The 14,637-nt window shown below is 69.6% G+C and carries 12 protein-coding genes; 7 read left to right on the top strand and 5 right to left on the bottom strand.

Annotated features, from left to right (window positions below; all coding sequences use genetic code 11):
* Positions 1 to 20 precede the first annotated feature (20 nt).
* The 3 genes from NX773_RS05900 to NX773_RS05890 all read right to left on the bottom strand — a co-directional run bounded on the left by NX773_RS05900 (position 21) and on the right by NX773_RS05890 (position 4,293).
* The gene (locus tag NX773_RS05900; RefSeq protein ID WP_258855392.1) at positions 21 to 1,883 is read right to left on the bottom strand and encodes a glycosyltransferase family 2 protein; all 1,863 of its coding nucleotides are present in this window, start codon (positions 1,881 to 1,883) and stop codon (positions 21 to 23) included.
* Positions 1,877 to 2,860: a ribose-phosphate diphosphokinase gene (locus tag NX773_RS05895; RefSeq protein ID WP_258855391.1), complete on the bottom strand. Its 984-nt coding sequence runs from the start codon at positions 2,858 to 2,860 to the stop codon at positions 1,877 to 1,879. The genes NX773_RS05900 and NX773_RS05895 overlap by 7 nt, the downstream gene beginning before the upstream one ends.
* 71 nt (positions 2,861 to 2,931) lie before the next feature.
* A complete protein-coding gene (locus NX773_RS05890) occupies positions 2,932 to 4,293 on the bottom strand; it encodes a nicotinate phosphoribosyltransferase (protein ID WP_258855390.1) in 1,362 nt (453 codons plus the stop codon).
* A 140-nt stretch (positions 4,294 to 4,433) separates the two neighbouring features.
* Here NX773_RS05890 and NX773_RS05885 point away from each other — a divergent pair, with 140 nt between their 5' ends.
* On the top strand, positions 4,434 to 5,489 hold the full coding sequence (locus NX773_RS05885) for an alcohol dehydrogenase catalytic domain-containing protein (protein WP_258855389.1): 1,056 nt from the start codon (positions 4,434 to 4,436) through the stop codon (positions 5,487 to 5,489).
* Positions 5,490 to 8,168 carry a magnesium-translocating P-type ATPase gene (mgtA, locus tag NX773_RS05880; RefSeq protein ID WP_258855388.1) on the top strand — a complete coding sequence of 893 codons (2,679 nt, stop codon included), beginning with the start codon at positions 5,490 to 5,492 and terminating at the stop codon, positions 8,166 to 8,168. It begins immediately after the preceding gene.
* A gap of 12 nt (positions 8,169 to 8,180) precedes the next feature.
* On the opposite strand, the gene NX773_RS05875 is transcribed toward mgtA, so the two are convergent.
* Entirely contained in the window at positions 8,181 to 8,630 is a 450-nt protein-coding gene (locus NX773_RS05875; protein ID WP_258855387.1) for an Hsp20/alpha crystallin family protein, read from the bottom strand.
* A gap of 163 nt (positions 8,631 to 8,793) precedes the next feature.
* On the opposite strand from NX773_RS05875, the gene NX773_RS05870 reads away from it, so the two are divergent.
* On the top strand, positions 8,794 to 9,288 hold the full coding sequence (locus tag NX773_RS05870) for a universal stress protein (protein WP_258855386.1): 495 nt from the start codon (positions 8,794 to 8,796) through the stop codon (positions 9,286 to 9,288).
* Positions 9,285 to 10,334 (top strand): hypothetical protein, encoded by a 1,050-nt coding sequence (locus NX773_RS05865; RefSeq protein WP_258855385.1) that lies wholly within the window; start codon positions 9,285 to 9,287, stop codon positions 10,332 to 10,334. The genes NX773_RS05870 and NX773_RS05865 overlap by 4 nt, the downstream gene beginning before the upstream one ends.
* 181 nt (positions 10,335 to 10,515) lie before the next feature.
* Here the strand turns inward: NX773_RS05865 and NX773_RS05860 are convergent, their stop codons facing one another.
* On the bottom strand, positions 10,516 to 12,033 hold the full coding sequence (locus tag NX773_RS05860; RefSeq protein WP_258855384.1) for a bifunctional aminoglycoside phosphotransferase/ATP-binding protein: 1,518 nt from the start codon (positions 12,031 to 12,033) through the stop codon (positions 10,516 to 10,518).
* Between the two features lie 141 nt (positions 12,034 to 12,174).
* On the opposite strand from NX773_RS05860, the gene NX773_RS05855 reads away from it, so the two are divergent.
* From NX773_RS05855 to NX773_RS05845, 3 genes are read left to right on the top strand one after another with little or no spacing between them, the layout of a single operon-like run.
* Positions 12,175 to 13,281 (top strand): GGDEF domain-containing protein, encoded by a 1,107-nt coding sequence (locus tag NX773_RS05855; protein WP_258855383.1) that lies wholly within the window; start codon positions 12,175 to 12,177, stop codon positions 13,279 to 13,281.
* 54 nt (positions 13,282 to 13,335) lie between these two features.
* Positions 13,336 to 13,788, top strand: coding sequence for a hemerythrin family protein (locus NX773_RS05850; protein WP_258855382.1), 453 nt, complete (start codon positions 13,336 to 13,338; stop codon positions 13,786 to 13,788).
* 12 nt (positions 13,789 to 13,800) lie between these two features.
* Positions 13,801 to 14,637, top strand: a complete 837-nt coding sequence (locus NX773_RS05845) for a universal stress protein (RefSeq protein ID WP_258855381.1) — start codon at positions 13,801 to 13,803, stop codon at positions 14,635 to 14,637.

Genomic DNA, 14,637 nt, shown 5'->3' with positions numbered 1-14,637 from the left:
TGCCGGCCGCTACCGTCTGCTCAAGCCGGCCGGCGCGGCCCGGCTTCCGCGAGCGCGATCACGCTTCGGAAGAACGCCACCAGCGCCGGCACATGGGTGTCAAAACAGAACTGCAGCCGCTGCGACCACACCTGCTCGCGCAACTGGCGCATGCGCTGGCCGTCGTGCAGCATGACGCCGAGCTCGTCAATGGAGCGGTATGCCAGGCCCAGGCCGAAGCGCCGCGCCAGCGCCTGCGTGGCGACCACCGCGCCTTCGTTGTCACGCTGAATCATCGGCAAACCGGCCGCCGCCAGTGTGGAGATGCGCGCCGGATAGTTGAGGTCATCCCAGTTGGCGCGTCGCAGTTCGCCGCCGTTGTCGCTGGCAAAGGCGTGCAGCCAGCCGGCGTCGTAGCGCGAGAACTCTTCCACCCAACGCGCCTGGTCCACGTTGGCGTGCAGGTGCAGGTAGCCAGGCGCCAGCTGTGTGGCCCGGGCGATCCAGTCGCGCCACTGGCCGTGCGTAAAGTCGCCGTAGAAGTGCAGGTGCACCTTGTGCCGCGCCAGCTCGGCCACCGTGGGCGGGTGCAGGCCGATGGGCCGGCCGGGCACCACCGTGTGCACCTCGCCGTCCTGAGCGGACAACAAGGGCGAACGCGTTTCCGTGAACCAGTCGCGCTTGGGCAGGTCGCCGTCCAGCACCAGGCAGGGACGGGTGCTGGACAGCCCGGGCACCACGGAGTCGAACCAGTCGCGCATTTCGGGGCTGCTGAAGATGCGGCCGTCGGCGTAGCGGTACAGCTCGACAAGCTGGGGCCAGCTTCCCTTTTCCAGGCAGATGAACGGGCCCTCCTTGAAGTGCCAGACGAAGGGGATGCCGGCCGTGGCCATCAGCACCTCGTGTGCGAACGGGACCGTTTGCCAGTTGAGCTGGGCGTAGATGATGTCGGGCTGAATGCGCGCCAGCGCCTCGCGCCAGCCGCGCTGCGGCAGCTCGGTGACGTGGCCGAACGGCAGCGGGCCGACGGTGTTGAACCAGTACGGCGCGCGCGTCCACAGCCCGTACAGCCGGTGCCCCTGCTCCTCCAGCGCGAGCACCCGGTCGGCGTTGTACGCCAGTTCTCCGGCCAGCACGATGGTCAGGCCGTCCGGCGATGGCGTGGACGGCGGCCGCAGGCGCTGGGTGCGGTACTGTTCCACCTCGTCGATGGCGTTGCCGCAGCTGGTGTGAAACCGCAGTGGCTGGCTCACGCGGTAGAAGGCGCGGAACGGATTGATGCCACCCAGCGGTTCCTGCATCAGCTTGTGCCGCTGCAGCGGGTGGTCCACCCATTCGCAGCTGACCTGCCCGGTGCCGGCAAAGCGCCCGAGCGCGCGCAGGCGGCCCCAGAACAGCCGTTCAAGGTCATCTGACTCCAGCTCGTCGCGCTCGGTCCAGCGCAGGGTCGTGCGCCGGTGCATGCATTGCACCAGCTGGAGCCAGCTGCCGTGAATGGGCCCCATGGCGTAGCGGTTGTAATGATGGCGCACGCCAGAGAATGCGAGTACGGCGTCGGGCTCGTCGTCGAGGCAGGCCGCCAGCCGGGCGAGGTGGTCGCGGTACACCACGTCGTCCGTCGGCAGGTAGGCCAGCAGCGGCGCGCGCGCCTGCGCCAGGCCCGTGTTCAGCGCGACGCCAAGCCCGCCGTTGAGCTCGCGCCGCACGTAGTGGATGCGCGCATCGGCCAGGAAGGGCTCGACCGCCAGGCCAGTGTCCTCATCCGCGCCGTCGTCCACCACGATCGCCTCCCATTCGGCCAGCGACTGCGCCAGCAGGCTGTCGAGCGCGCGCGAAATGAAGTGCGCGTGGCCGTAGGTTGGCAGGATCACGCTCACCCGGGGTGGCGCAAGTGGCGTCACCATGCCGACAGCTCCGAGACTGAACCGCCGTTGTGCATGCGCCGGATGGCTTCCGCGAACAGCGCGCTGCAACTGAGCACGGTAAGGTGCTCGGGCAGGCTCTGGTCCTGGCGGAACGGCGCCACGCTGTCGGTCACAACCACCGCATCGAGCCCCGCGCCATTGAGCACGTGCGCCGCGCCCGGACTGAACAGCCCGTGGCTGGCGGCGGCGAACACCCGCGTGGCGCCCTGCTCGCGGCAGGCCTGGGCGGCGCGCGCCAGCGTGTGGCCGCTGTTGACCATGTCGTCGTACAGGATGGCGGTCTTGCCCGCCACCTCCCCCACCAGCAGTTCGCCGGTGAGCTTGTCGGCCTTGCGATACTTTTCGCAGAAGGCGGTACCGACCGGCTTGCCCAGGCCCGCCTCCAGGCATTTGCGAAAGCGGTTGGCGCGCTTGGCGCCGCCGGTGTCCGGCGACACCGTCACCACCTCGCTGTCGTGCAGCAGCGGCATGAAGTGCTTGGCGAACAGGTTCGCCCCGTCGAGCTGCTCGGTGCCGCAGCGGAAGGCATTCTGGAAGGCCGCCAGGTTGTGCGCGTCGAGCGTGAGCAGCGCATCGGTGCCGACCGCCTCGAACAGCGTGGCGATGTAACGCAGCGTGAGCGGGTCGCGCGGATTGGTCTTGCTGTCCTTGCGCGCATAGGCCAGGTAGGGCACCACGGCCGTGACGCGCGCGGCGGCCGCGTCCTTGAGCGCGCCGATGAAGAACAGCAGCCGGCACAGCTTGTCGTTGACGCTGAAGTTGCCATCCCCGTGCAGCGACTGCACCACGAACACGTCGTTGCCGCGTACGTTGTCGAGCGCGCGCGCCTTGTGCTCGCCATCGCCGAACTCGCGCTCTTCGTGCGCGGCCGGCGCCACCCCGAGCCAGCGCGCGACCTGCTCGCCGAACTGGCGGCTGGCATTCAACACAAAGAGTTGCAAGGTATCGGTGAGCATGGGATGACGGGACAGCCGGTTCGGCGATGGACACAGCTTAGGGTGCCGCGCCCGGCCGCTCTTGCGCCACATCAGCCGTGCGCAGGCTGCCGCGGCGCCGGGTTCAGGCTCGCGCGCACCTGCCGCGCCAGCGCGTCCAGGGCGTCGGACACGATGACAGGGTACGCAGCCACTTCGTCAAGCCGCCGCAGCGGCGCCGGCAGCGCATCGAGCTGGGCGCGCAGCAGCGCGCGCGCGGCCGGCAAGCCGCCTTGCGCGTCGATGCGGCGGCCGGCGCGCATCACCGGCTGCAGCAGCGGCAATCCGCTGTCCTGCTCGCCCTCGAGCGCGACCAGGTCCGACAGCATCGCGCCACGCGGCCCGTGGCGCCGGAACACCTGCTTGGCACCCGGCCAGGTAGCCTTGCCGGACGAGAGCTTCAAGGTCGGCCGGCCGGCGTAATCGACCAGTTTGTAGGCACAGTCCAGGTAGGGCGCGTCGGCCGAAGTGTTCATGCGGGTGCCGACCCCATAGCCCTGGATCGGCGCACCGGCACGCGCGAGCGCATCGACCTGCGCCTCGTCCAGGTTGCCGCTGGCGAAGATGCCGATGTGCGGGCAACCGCCCTCGTCGAGGATGGCGCGCACGCGGCGCGCGCACGCGCCCAGGTCGCCGCTGTCGATGCGCACCGCCTCCACATGCGCGCCGGCGCGCTCCAGGCCCGGGCTGATTTGCGCCACCAGCCGCGCGGCGGCCTCGGTGTCGTAGGTGTCGATCAGGAAGGTGACATGCTCCGGGCAGGCGCGGGCGTAGGCCTCGAATGCCTGCTGCTCGCTGGCGTGCGCCTGCACGAACGAGTGCGCCATCGTGCCGAACACGGGAATGCCCAGGCGCAGGCCGGCTTGCAGCGTCGCCGTGCCGTCGAAGCCGGCCAGCCAGGTGGCGCGCGCGGCCAGCAGCGCGGCTTCGGCCCCGTGCGAACGGCGCATGCCGAAATCGACCAGCCGCCTGCCGCGCGCGGCCAGCACGCAGCGCGCCGCCTTGGAGGCGACCATGGTCTGGTAATGCAACAGGTTGACGATCCTGCTCTCGACCAGCTGGGCCTGCGGCAGCGGCGCGCGCACGCGCAGCAAGGGCTCGCCCGCGAACACGATCGTGCCTTCAGGCACCGCGTCGACGTCGCCGGTAAAGCGCAAGCCGGCCAGCGCAGCGAGGAACCCGGGATCGAAGCGCCCGAGCGCGCGCAATTGCTCCACTTCAAACGGCTCGACTGCCAGTGTAGCGAGGTAGTCGAGCGCCTGCTCCAGGCCGGCGGCCACGAGGAACGAGCGCGGCCCCTGGCTGCGCACGAAGAATTCGAACACCGCCGGCGCATGCATGCCGCTGCGGTGGTACGATTGCAGCATGGTCAGCTGGTACAGGTCCGTCAGCAGCGCCGACGCCGCTCGCTCCATCGCCCCTCCGTGGCATGCAGGTGTCAAGCCTATGCAGGCGCTGCGTCCAGCATTTGACCCGGCACAAACCGGCGCGCAAACCTCGCCGCACACACCGGGTCGAAACCATATGCGCTCCGCCCACCGAACAGGAGACCACCATGCGCATGATGAAAGCAGCGGTGTTCCGCGGCCCCGGCCGCATCGTGCTCGACGAAAAGCCCGTGCCCAGGCCGGGCCCCGGCGAGGCGCTGGTCAAGGTCACGACCACCACCATCTGCGGCACCGACATCCACATCCTCAAGGGCGAATACCGGGTTGACCCGGGGCGCACCATCGGCCACGAGCTGGTTGGCACGGTGGCCGAGCTGGGGCCGGGCGTGAACGGCATCCAGGTCGGCCAGCGCGTCATCGCCGGCGCCATCACGCCCTGCGGGCAATGCAACTTCTGCCTCGACGGGCACCAGGCCCAGTGCACCGGCCACGCCACCGGTGGCTGGCGCTTCGGCAATACCATCGACGGTTGCCAGGCCGAGTACGTGGTGGTGCCATTCGCAAACGCCAACCTCGCGCCGGTGCCGGACGAGCTGTCGGACGAGGAAGTGCTGATGTGCCCGGACATCATGAGCACCGGCTTTGGCGGCGCCGAGAGCGGGCGCATCCGGCTCGGCGACACCGTGGCCGTGTTCGCGCAAGGGCCGATCGGGCTGTGCGCCACCGCCGGCGCGCGCCTGCGCGGCGCCACGCGGATCTTTGCGGTGGACGGGATCGACGCGCGGCTCGACATGGCGCGGCGGCTGGGCGCAGATCACCTGATCGATTTCCACCGCGCCGACCCGGTAGCCGAGATCATGCGCGAAACCGGCGGGCGCGGCGTGGACGTGGCCATCGAGGCGCTGGGCACCCAGCAGACCTTCGAAAGCTGCCTGCGCGTGCTCAAGCCAAGCGGCATCCTGTCGAGCCTGGGCGTGTACTCGGGCAAGCTGGCGCTGCCGATGGACGCCTTCGCGGCCGGCCTGGGCGACCAGAAGATCGTGACCACGCTCTGCCCCGGCGGCAAGGAACGGATGCGCCGGCTGATGAATGTGATCGGTGCGCGCCGGCTGGATTTGAAGCCGCTGGTCACGCACCGCTTCCGCTTGTCCAACATCGAGCAGGCCTACGACCTGTTCGGCGCGCAGCGCGACGGCGTGCTCAAGGTCGCGATCACGCCCTAGATGCGCGCGCCTGCGCCGCCCGGCCCCGGCCGGGCCGCACCGGTGCCGGCCTTGCCGGAGCTGGCACGGCTTGCGCCCGAGTCGGCTCTGGCGGCCTTGTCGAGCGCACGCGCGGGTCTTACGGTGGACGAGTCCGCTCGCCGGCTCGCGCTGTACGGTCCGAACGACGTTGCGGTCGCGCCGCGCCTGGGTGCCGCGCTGCGCTTTGTGCGCGTGCTGGCCAGTCCCCTGTCGTTGCTGCTGCTTGGCCTGGCCATCCTGAACGTGATCAGTGGCCAGGCCCTGCCCGCGCTGGTAATTGCCGTGATCGTCGTGCTGTCTTCGCTGCTGACCTTCGTGCAGGAATACCGCTCCGACAAAGCAGCCGCGGCGCTGGCTGCGATGGTGCGCACCACCGCCACCGTCCTGCGGCCCGGCCCGGATGGCCAGGCTCAGCCGCACGAGGAAGCCCTGGCCAGCCTGGCGCCGGGCGACGTGGTCCTGCTGTCCGCCGGTGACAGCGTGCCGGCCGACTTGCGGCTGCTGGAGGCGCGCGACCTGTTCGTCAGCCAGGCCGCGTTCACCGGCGAATCGATGCCGGTGGAAAAATTCGCCGTCCCTGTCGAGCGACCGCCGGACAGCCTGCCGGACCTGCCCAACATCGCCTTCATGGGCAGCACCGTGCTGTCGGGCAGCGCCACCGCGGTGGTCGCGATCACCGGCCGGCGCACCAGCTTTGGGGCAATCGCGGCCGCTGCCGCCGGCGCGCGCGAACTCACCGACTTCGACCGCGGCATGGACCGCTTCGTCCAGCTCATGCTGCGGGCGATGCTGGTGATGATGCCGCTGGTGTTCCTGGTCAACGGCCTGGACAAGGGCAACTGGCTCGAAGCATTGCTGTTCGCAGTCGCGGTGGCCGTGGGGCTGACGCCGGAGCTGCTGCCGATGGTGGTCACGATCAACCTGGCGCGCGGCGCGCTGGACATGGCCGGGCAACGCATGATCGTCAAGCGCCTGAACGCAATCCAGAACCTGGGCGCCATGGACGTGCTGTGCACCGACAAGACCGGCACGCTGACCCAGGACCGCGTCATTTTGGAAAGGCACGTCGACATCGACGGCAACGATTCGCAGCGCGTGCTGGAATATGCCTGGCTCAACAGCTTCCACCAGACCGGCCTGCACAACCTGCTCGACCTGGCCGTGCTGGAGCACGCGCAGGTGCAGCACCTGCGCCAGGGCGCCGGCTACGTGAAGGTCGACGAGCTGCCGTTCGATTTTGCGCGGCGGCGCATGTCGGTGGTACTGGCGCGCCCGAACGGCGAGCGGCTCCTGATCTGCAAGGGCGCGGTGGAGGAAGTGCTGGCGGCGTGCCGCTTCGTGCAGCGTGACGACGACCGCCGGCCGCTGGAGACGGCCCATGGCGCCGTGCTGGCGGACGTGGTGCGGGGCCTGAACGAAGACGGCATGCGCGTGATCGCGGTCGCGGTGCGCGAACTGCCGCCCGGGCCGCACACCCTCACCACCGAAGACGAGCGCGACCTGGTGCTGGCCGGCTACATTGCCTTTCTCGACCCGCCCAAGGAAACCGCCGCCGCCGCACTGCGCGCGCTGGAACAGGCCGGCATCGCGATCAAGGTGCTGACCGGCGACAACGACGCCGTGACCTACAGCGTGTGCCGGCACGTCGGGCTGGCGGTGCAGGCGCCCGTGCTTGGCCACGAGCTGGACGGCATCGCCCCGGCCCGGCTTGCCGCCCGTGCCGAAGCCGGCTCGGTGTTCGCAAAGGTGACGCCGCAGCAGAAGGCCGACATCATCCGCGCCCTGCAGGACGCCGGCCACGTGGTCGGCTACCTGGGCGACGGCATCAACGACAGCATTGCGCTCAAGAGCGCGGACGTGGGCATTTCGGTGGACAGCGGGGCCGGTATCGCCAAGGAGTCGGCCGACATCATCATGCTCGAAAAGGATCTGGTGGCCCTGCAACGCGGCGTGCTCGAGGGACGCAGCGTCTTCGGCAACATCGTGAAATACCTGCGCATGAGCGCCAGTTCCAACTTCGGCAACATGCTCAGCGTGGTCGGCGCCAGCCTGCTGCTGCCCTTCTTGCCGATGGCGCCACTGCAAATCCTGCTCAACAACCTGCTGTACGACGTGTCGCAGACGGCGCTGGCGAGCGACCGGGTCGATGCCGCCTTCCTGCGCCAGCCACGCCGCTGGCATACGGCGGACATCCGGCGCGCCATGTTCGTGCTCGGGCCGGTGAGCTCGCTGTTCGACTACGCCACCTTCGGCCTGCTGTGGTTCGTGCTGGGTGCGGGCAGCCACCCTGCGCTGTTCCAGACGGGCTGGTTCGTCGAGTCGCTGCTGTCGCAGACGCTGGTGGTGCACGTGATCCGTACCGACCAGCTGCCCTTTGTCCAGAGCCGTCCCAGCAACGCCCTGCTGGCCACCACCACGCTGGTTTGCCTGCTCGGCCTGTGGCTGCCAGGCTCGCCGCTGGCGCCGGTGCTCGGCTTCGTGCCCCTGCCAGCCCTGTACTGGCTGGCCCTGCCCGTGCTGCTGGTGGGGTACCTGGCCCTGGTGCAGGGCGTCAAGGGCCGTTCGCGCCTGTCCGCAATGGCGCTCGCGCAGCCCGGCCCGGCCAGCGCGCCGGGCCGCAAGCGGCTCGCCGAGCGCCCGGGCAGGCTGGGCTTGTAGAGCCGGACCCGGTCAGCTCACCTGCACCTTGCTGGCCCCGCCGGGCGCCTTCTTGGGCAAGCTCAGCTCCAGCACGCCGTCCACATACCGGGCACTCGCCTTGGCGTCGTCCACGTCCTGGTCGAGCATGAAGGTGCGCTGCTGCTGGCCATAGTACAGCTCGCTGCGCACCACGCGCTCGCCCTGCTTTTGCTGGTCCTCGCGCCGGGTTTCGGCGCTGATCGAGACGCGGTTGCCCTGCACCTCGACCTTGATGTCCTCTTTCTTGACACCCGGGATTTCGGCGCGCACCGTGTAGGCCTGGTCGTTCTCGGACACGTCGAGCCCGATCATCGGTATTTCCTGCAGGTCGCGCGCGCCGCCGCGCGGAGCCAGGTCGCTGAAGATGTCCTCGAAGGCGCGCAGCGGCGTCATGCGGCGCAGTTCGCCGATCGGGTCGAACCGGGTCAGGTTGGTGGCCATGTTGCTCTCCTGTTATGTTCGGATGCCACGTCCACCCGGGCGCGGCTTTCGATTTTGACCGGCCTGCAGCCGCGCTTGCAGCAATGGAGGATTTGACGTACATCAAGGACTTCCCGTGACACGGCGCACAGACTGGCTAGGCACTTTCGAGGAGCACACAACCATGTACAACAAGATTCTCGTCCCCACTGACGGTTCGGAACTGTCCAACCAGGCCGTCACCTCCGCCATCGACTTTGCCCGCCTGTGCCATGCGCAGATCGTCGCGCTGTCGATCGCCGAACCGTATCCGATGGTCCCCGCCGCCGAGGGCGCGATGGTGATCGACCCCGGTTTCGAAACCCGCACCCTGCAGGAACTGGCGCAGCAGACCGTGGACAAGGTGGCCAAAGCCGCCCGTGCCGCCGGCCTGGAATGCACGGCGCTGACCGCGGTGTCGATGGCGCCGGCCGACGAAATCATCCACGTGGCCAAGGAACAGGGCTGCGACCTGATCTTCATGGCCTCGCACGGCCGCCGCGGGCTGTCCAAGCTGCTGGCCGGCAGCGTCACCCAGAACGTGCTGGCCTACTCCACGATCCCGGTCATGGTGCTGCGGCCCCGCGCCGAGAACGGCAAGCTGCACGTGCCGGAGAGCTCGGCCGCAGCAAGCCAGTGAACCGGGCGCGGCCCGCCTGCGGGCCGCCCCCACACCGCACCACGCCCGGGCTCGAAGCGAAGGTCGCCTTCCTGCGTGCGCCGGGCAACTACCCCGAACCCACCTTCCGGGTCGAGGCACTCGAAACCCACATGTCGTGGGTGTTCCTGCTCGACCATCACGTCTACAAACTGAAAAAGCCGGTGCGGCACGAGCTGCTCGACTTTCGCACCCTCACCGCGCGCCACCGCTTTTGCCTGGCCGAAGTCAAGCTGAACGAGCGGCTGGCGGCCGGCATCTACCTGGGCCTGGCCACCCTCACCTGCGACCGGCGCGGCCACCTGGGCATCGACGGCCGCGGCAGCGTCGTGGACTGGCTGGTGCGCATGCGGCGGCTGCCGGCCGAGCGCATGCTTGATTACGCCCTCGTGCACGGCACGCTGGCCGACGGCGACCTGCGCCGCCTGGCCGCGCGCCTGGTGGCGTTTTACCGCAGCCTGGACCCGGAAGCGGTGGACCGTGCCGCCTGGCGCGAACGGTTTCGCCTGCAGATCGAAGCGAACCGCCGCGGACTGGCCTCGCCGCTGTACGGGCTGCCGTCCGGCCACGTGCGCCAGCTCGCACGCGACCAGCACGCGGCGCTGGACCGGCTGGGAACGCTGCTGGATCAACGGGTTCTCTCCGGTTGCATTATCGAAGGCCATGGCGACCTGCGGCCGGAACACGTCTTCCTTGGCGATCCGGTCGCGGTGATCGACTGCCTGGAGTTCTCGCGCATGCTGCGCCTGGGCGATCCGGCCGACGAGCTTGCGTTCCTGGCGATGGAGTGTGAGCGTCTGGGGTCGCGCATGGCCGGCCAGACGCTGCTGCAGGAATATGCCGCGCTGTCCGGCGACGCCGTACCGGGCGCGCTGCTGCACTTCTACCAGAGCTGCCGCGCCAGCACCCGCGCACTGATCGCCGCGCGGCACCTGCTGGACCAACGGTTTCGGCATTCGCCGCACTGGATGCGGCGCGCGGGGCAGTATTTGCAGCTGGCGGAGGAGCACGTCCGGCTCGCGGCGTGAAAAATGGAGCAGCACAGCGGCCCCGATCGGTCCCGCCGACGTCCGAGGTGGCGTAGGGTGGGCAGGTTCTCCTGCCCACGCGTTCAGCCAACGCGGACCGGCCAGCGCACATTGATCGGCACAGCAACTTGTCGTTGGACGCGTGGGCGCAATGCCCCACCCTATGCCTCATGCGTGCGGGTCAGGCCGCCAGCAAGCTTTGCATGTCTGCCAGCAGCCTTCCAACGGCGCCGACCTCCTCGCTATCGACCACCACCGTGCGCGCCAACTCCGGCGCGTCCAGCGGCTCGGCGCCACCAAGCTGCAGCGCGAGCACGCCCTCGTCCGCCTCCGACGGGTCATGCCCCGCTGCCCGCCGCTGCGCAATGCGCGCGCGCATCGTTGCCGGGCTGGCCTGCACGTCCACGATGACCCATGGGACACCATGTTCGTCCGCCAGCCGGGCGCAGGCATCGCGCTCGGCCCGCGCAAGATGGCATGCATCGACGATCACCGGATAACCCGCCTCCACCACCGCGCCGGCCAGCCCCCGCAGCCGCGCATAGACCGCGTCGCTGCTTGCACGGTCGTAGCAGTGCGGCTCGACGCCCGCCGTGCGGCCGCGCTCGACATCGGACCGAATCTGCACCGCGCCCAGTTCCTCGACCAGTTCGCGCGCAATGCTCGATTTGCCGCTGCCCGAATATCCATGCATGACGATCACCGCCCCGCGCCGCGCAGTGGCCGCCGCAAGTGCAGTGTCGAGCAGGCGCCCCGCCTCGCCGGCCCGCGGTTCGCGTTGCCGCGCGCGCAACAGGGCGACCTTGGCCCGCACCAGCGCGCACTCGACGACGTAGTAGCGCAGCACCGCAAGCCCCGCGTAGTCGCCGCCCTCCGACAGATAAGCGTTCAGCAGCCGCGCCGCCAGCCGCGCCTGGCCACGCTGGCGCAAATCCATCAGCGTGAAGGCAAGGTCGTGCAGCACATCAATCCAGCGCAGCGCGTCGTCAAACTCGATGCAGTCGAACGCCATCACCCTGTCGTCCAGCGTGAGGATGTTCGCGCAATGCAGGTCCCCATGGCAGGCGCGGATCGCGCCACCGCGCCGCCGCTGTTCAAAGCACCCCGCCAGCCGCGCTGCTTCGCCCCGCCGCCACCGGCCCAGCTGTTCCACCTGCGCACTGTCCCCGGCCAGCGGCAGCAGCTCGTCCACGTTGCGCTCCCCGGCCCGCGCGATGGCCGCGGCTTCGCCCAGCGGCGAACCGGACGGGGCACGCGCAGCGCCAGCATGGAACCGCGCCAGCAGCGCCGCAAACTGGTCGATCTCGGCTACCCCAAGCTGGCCATGCGCCACCCGCTCGCTCCACAAGGCGGACTGCGGAAAGCTGCGCATGTGCACCGCCACCTCGATCGCGGGCGCGGCACCAAGCCGTGGCGCTGCCGGGGTGCCGCCGATCTCGGCCACGCCCAGATACAAGCCGGGCGCAAGCGCGGCGTTCAGCGCGACTTCTTGCGCGCAATAGTGCCTGCGTAAGGGCAGCGTGGCGTAATCGAGGAACTCCAGCCTGAGCGCCTTCTTGATCTTGTACGCGTCTGCCCCGGCCACGAGCACCCATGACACGTGGGTTTCGTACAGCGCCACCGGCGCCCCGGCCGCACGCAATTGCGCAACCAGCGCCCCGACCAGCGCCGCCTGCTGTTCCAGCCTGCCCTCTGCCATTGCCTGCCCTTCACTCACCCAACCAGCATACCGTACCACGCACGCCCCCGCCATGACAAACGCCTGAGGCCGCGCAGCAGGACGGTCCGAACTCACCGCCGCCGACATGGTCTCTCACGCATGGACCGGCAGGAGGGCATCATGCCGTTCGGCATACCCCTGGGCGAGCGCCTGCCCGAGCACGACGAGCATGCGCTTGAAACTCATCACAATGCAACGGTGGCCAACATGCTGCCCGCCTGCGGCGCCCTGTTCGGCGCCACCGTGATCCTGTTCGTGCTGTGGGACTACTGGATCGCGCCGGGCAGGGTCGCCCTCACCGCCCCGGTGCGCATCGCCCTGGTGCTGCTCGGCTCGGTCGGTTACCGCCAGCATCGTCTGCGCTGGAGCGCAGTGCAGCGCGCCGGCTTCGTCTATGCCACGCACGCGAGCGCAATGATTGTCGCCGCCTCGCTGCTGCCCAACGGCATCCTGCTCGGGCTGGCGGGCATTGCCGCCTCGGTATTTTTGGTGCCACTGGTGGCGCTCACCGGCGCCGCCTTCGTGCGCATCCTGCTGGTGCCGTCGCTGCTGCTGTTGGTGCTGGGTGCGGCCAGCCTGTCGCCGTATGGCCTGATCAATTCGGCGCTGCTCTACGGGTTTGCCGTGGCGCTGGCCGCCGCCATCATGGTCGTGGTCGGGGCCTTCCGGCGCCAGGCCTTCCGTTCCGAGCAGCGCCTGCTGCACAACGCGCGCCACGACAGCCTTACCGGCGCCGCCAACCGCGGCTACCTGGCCGAACTGGGGCAGCGCGCCGTTGCCCTGGCCCGGCGCCATACCCACCCGCTGGCGGTCGCCATGATCGACATCGACCACTTCAAGCGCGTGAACGACCTGTACGGCCACGCCACCGGCGACAACGTGCTGCGGCATCTGGTGAAAACCTGCATGGGCAGCCTGCGCGAGGCCGACCTGCTGGGGCGCTTCGGCGGCGAGGAATTCGTCTGCATCATGCCCGAAACCGGCGCCGAGGAAGCAATGGCCTGCGCCGAACGCATGCGCAGGAGCGTGGAGACGCAGCGCGTGGACAGCGGCAAGGGCACGCTGTCCTTCACGATCAGCATCGGTGTCGCCGTGCTCCATCCGGCAACGGGCGACTGGGAGTCCCTGCTCAAGGATGCCGACGACGCGCTCTACCTCGCCAAGGGAAGCGGGCGCAACCGCTCGATTCTTTCCGCCGCCAGCGCCCACGGCGCCGCCGCATCATGAGCGTGGAACCCGGCCGCGCGCGCGCCTTCTAACCCCTTTGGAATGAGGGCGCAAATGGAACTGCCGGCATCACCCACCAACGCAAGGCCGCTTGCGGCCGCAATCAGCGCAGGCCGCCGCGCGGTGGCGCAGCGCATGAACGCACTCGCGCGCGCCACCGACGAGCAAGCGGCCGAGTGCTTCATCAACCTGGTAACCGCCCTCGAGCAGTCGTTCCGCGCCGAGGAACAGGTGATGGAAGCGACCAATTGCCGCGTGCTGCGCCAGCACCGCGAAGCGCATGCGCGCGTGCTGTGCGCCCTGCACCAGGCTGCCTCTCGCATCGAAAGCGGCGACGCCGTGCTGGCGCGCGAGGCGGTCGTATTGCTCGCCCGTTTCCTGCGCATGCACCGGCCCGCGATCGACCAGGCCTTGCTCGCCGCGCCCCGAGCCAGCATCCCGCGCATGGCCACCCGGGCCTGCTGCGCAAGCCGGGGCCGGACGCGCCCGCTGCAGCGCGTCATCTGAGCGGGAGCGGCAATGGAATGGAAAACCATCCTCGTGCATGCCGACCCGTCCGCGCACGCCGCCGGCCGCATCGCCTGCGCCGCGCGCCTGGCCAGCACCTTTGGCGCGCACCTGGTGGGCATCTCCACCACCGGCATCTCGCGCCACGTCTGTGCGGAGTATCCCAGCACGCCGGGTGACATCATCCACGGCTACCTCGATCCGATCTACGCCGGCGCCAACCGCTGCCTGGACGAATTCGAGCACATCGTGCGCTCTGCCGCCGTGCCCAGCTGGGAGCGCCAGCTCGTCAGCGACCTGCCCGAGGACGGCCTGGCGCGCCGCGCCGCGTTCTGCGACCTGGTGGTGGTCAGCCAGAACGACCCGGCCGAATCCACCTCGCTGGTCGTAGCCGATCTGCCCGAATACGTGGTGCTCAACTGCGCGCGCCCGGTGCTGGTGGTCCCGTACACCGGCACCGGTGGGCCGGTCGGCCGGCGCGCCCTCGTCGGCTGGAACGGCAGCAACGAGGCAGTGGCCGCCGTGGCGAGCGCCCTGCCCATCCTGGCGCGCGCCGAGCAGGTCAGCGTGGCGATGTTCGACCCGCCGCAGCTGGACAGCCCGGACGGCGTGCATCCCGTGGCGGACCTGGCCGCCTGGCTCGGGCGGCATGGGGTCAAGGCCGAGGTGCTGGTCCGGCATGCCAACGTGGATGCCGGTCTGGCCCTGCTCGCGCTGGCCGGCGAAACCGGCGCCGACCTGCTGGTGATGGGCTGCTACGGCCACGCGCGCCTGCGCGAGCTGCTGCTGGGCGGCGCCACCGACACCGTGTTGCGCGCAATGACGATCCCGGTGCTGATGGCGCACTGA

It is taken from the genome of Massilia solisilvae (genome assembly GCF_024753215.1).
Taxonomy (GTDB): domain Bacteria; phylum Pseudomonadota; class Gammaproteobacteria; order Burkholderiales; family Burkholderiaceae_D; genus Telluria; species Telluria solisilvae.
The sequence above is the reverse complement of the archived record's forward strand: the minus strand, read 5'-3'. Positions and strand labels throughout refer to the sequence as shown.

What these genes read in the sequence shown, in the direction of transcription:
- NX773_RS05900 (WP_258855392.1), bottom strand. Translation starts at nt 1,883, where the DNA reads ATGGTGACGCCACTTGCGCCACCCCGGGTGAGCGTGATCCTGCCAACC.
- NX773_RS05895 (WP_258855391.1), bottom strand. Translation starts at nt 2,860, where the DNA reads ATGCTCACCGATACCTTGCAACTCTTTGTGTTGAATGCCAGCCGCCAG.
- NX773_RS05890 (WP_258855390.1), bottom strand. Translation starts at nt 4,293, where the DNA reads ATGGAGCGAGCGGCGTCGGCGCTGCTGACGGACCTGTACCAGCTGACC.
- NX773_RS05885 (WP_258855389.1), top strand. Translation starts at nt 4,434, where the DNA reads ATGCGCATGATGAAAGCAGCGGTGTTCCGCGGCCCCGGCCGCATCGTG.
- mgtA (WP_258855388.1), top strand. Translation starts at nt 5,490, where the DNA reads ATGCGCGCGCCTGCGCCGCCCGGCCCCGGCCGGGCCGCACCGGTGCCG.
- NX773_RS05875 (WP_258855387.1), bottom strand. Translation starts at nt 8,630, where the DNA reads ATGGCCACCAACCTGACCCGGTTCGACCCGATCGGCGAACTGCGCCGC.
- NX773_RS05870 (WP_258855386.1), top strand. Translation starts at nt 8,794, where the DNA reads ATGTACAACAAGATTCTCGTCCCCACTGACGGTTCGGAACTGTCCAAC.
- NX773_RS05860 (WP_258855384.1), bottom strand. Translation starts at nt 12,033, where the DNA reads ATGGCAGAGGGCAGGCTGGAACAGCAGGCGGCGCTGGTCGGGGCGCTG.
- NX773_RS05855 (WP_258855383.1), top strand. Translation starts at nt 12,175, where the DNA reads ATGCCGTTCGGCATACCCCTGGGCGAGCGCCTGCCCGAGCACGACGAG.
- NX773_RS05850 (WP_258855382.1), top strand. Translation starts at nt 13,336, where the DNA reads ATGGAACTGCCGGCATCACCCACCAACGCAAGGCCGCTTGCGGCCGCA.
- NX773_RS05845 (WP_258855381.1), top strand. Translation starts at nt 13,801, where the DNA reads ATGGAATGGAAAACCATCCTCGTGCATGCCGACCCGTCCGCGCACGCC.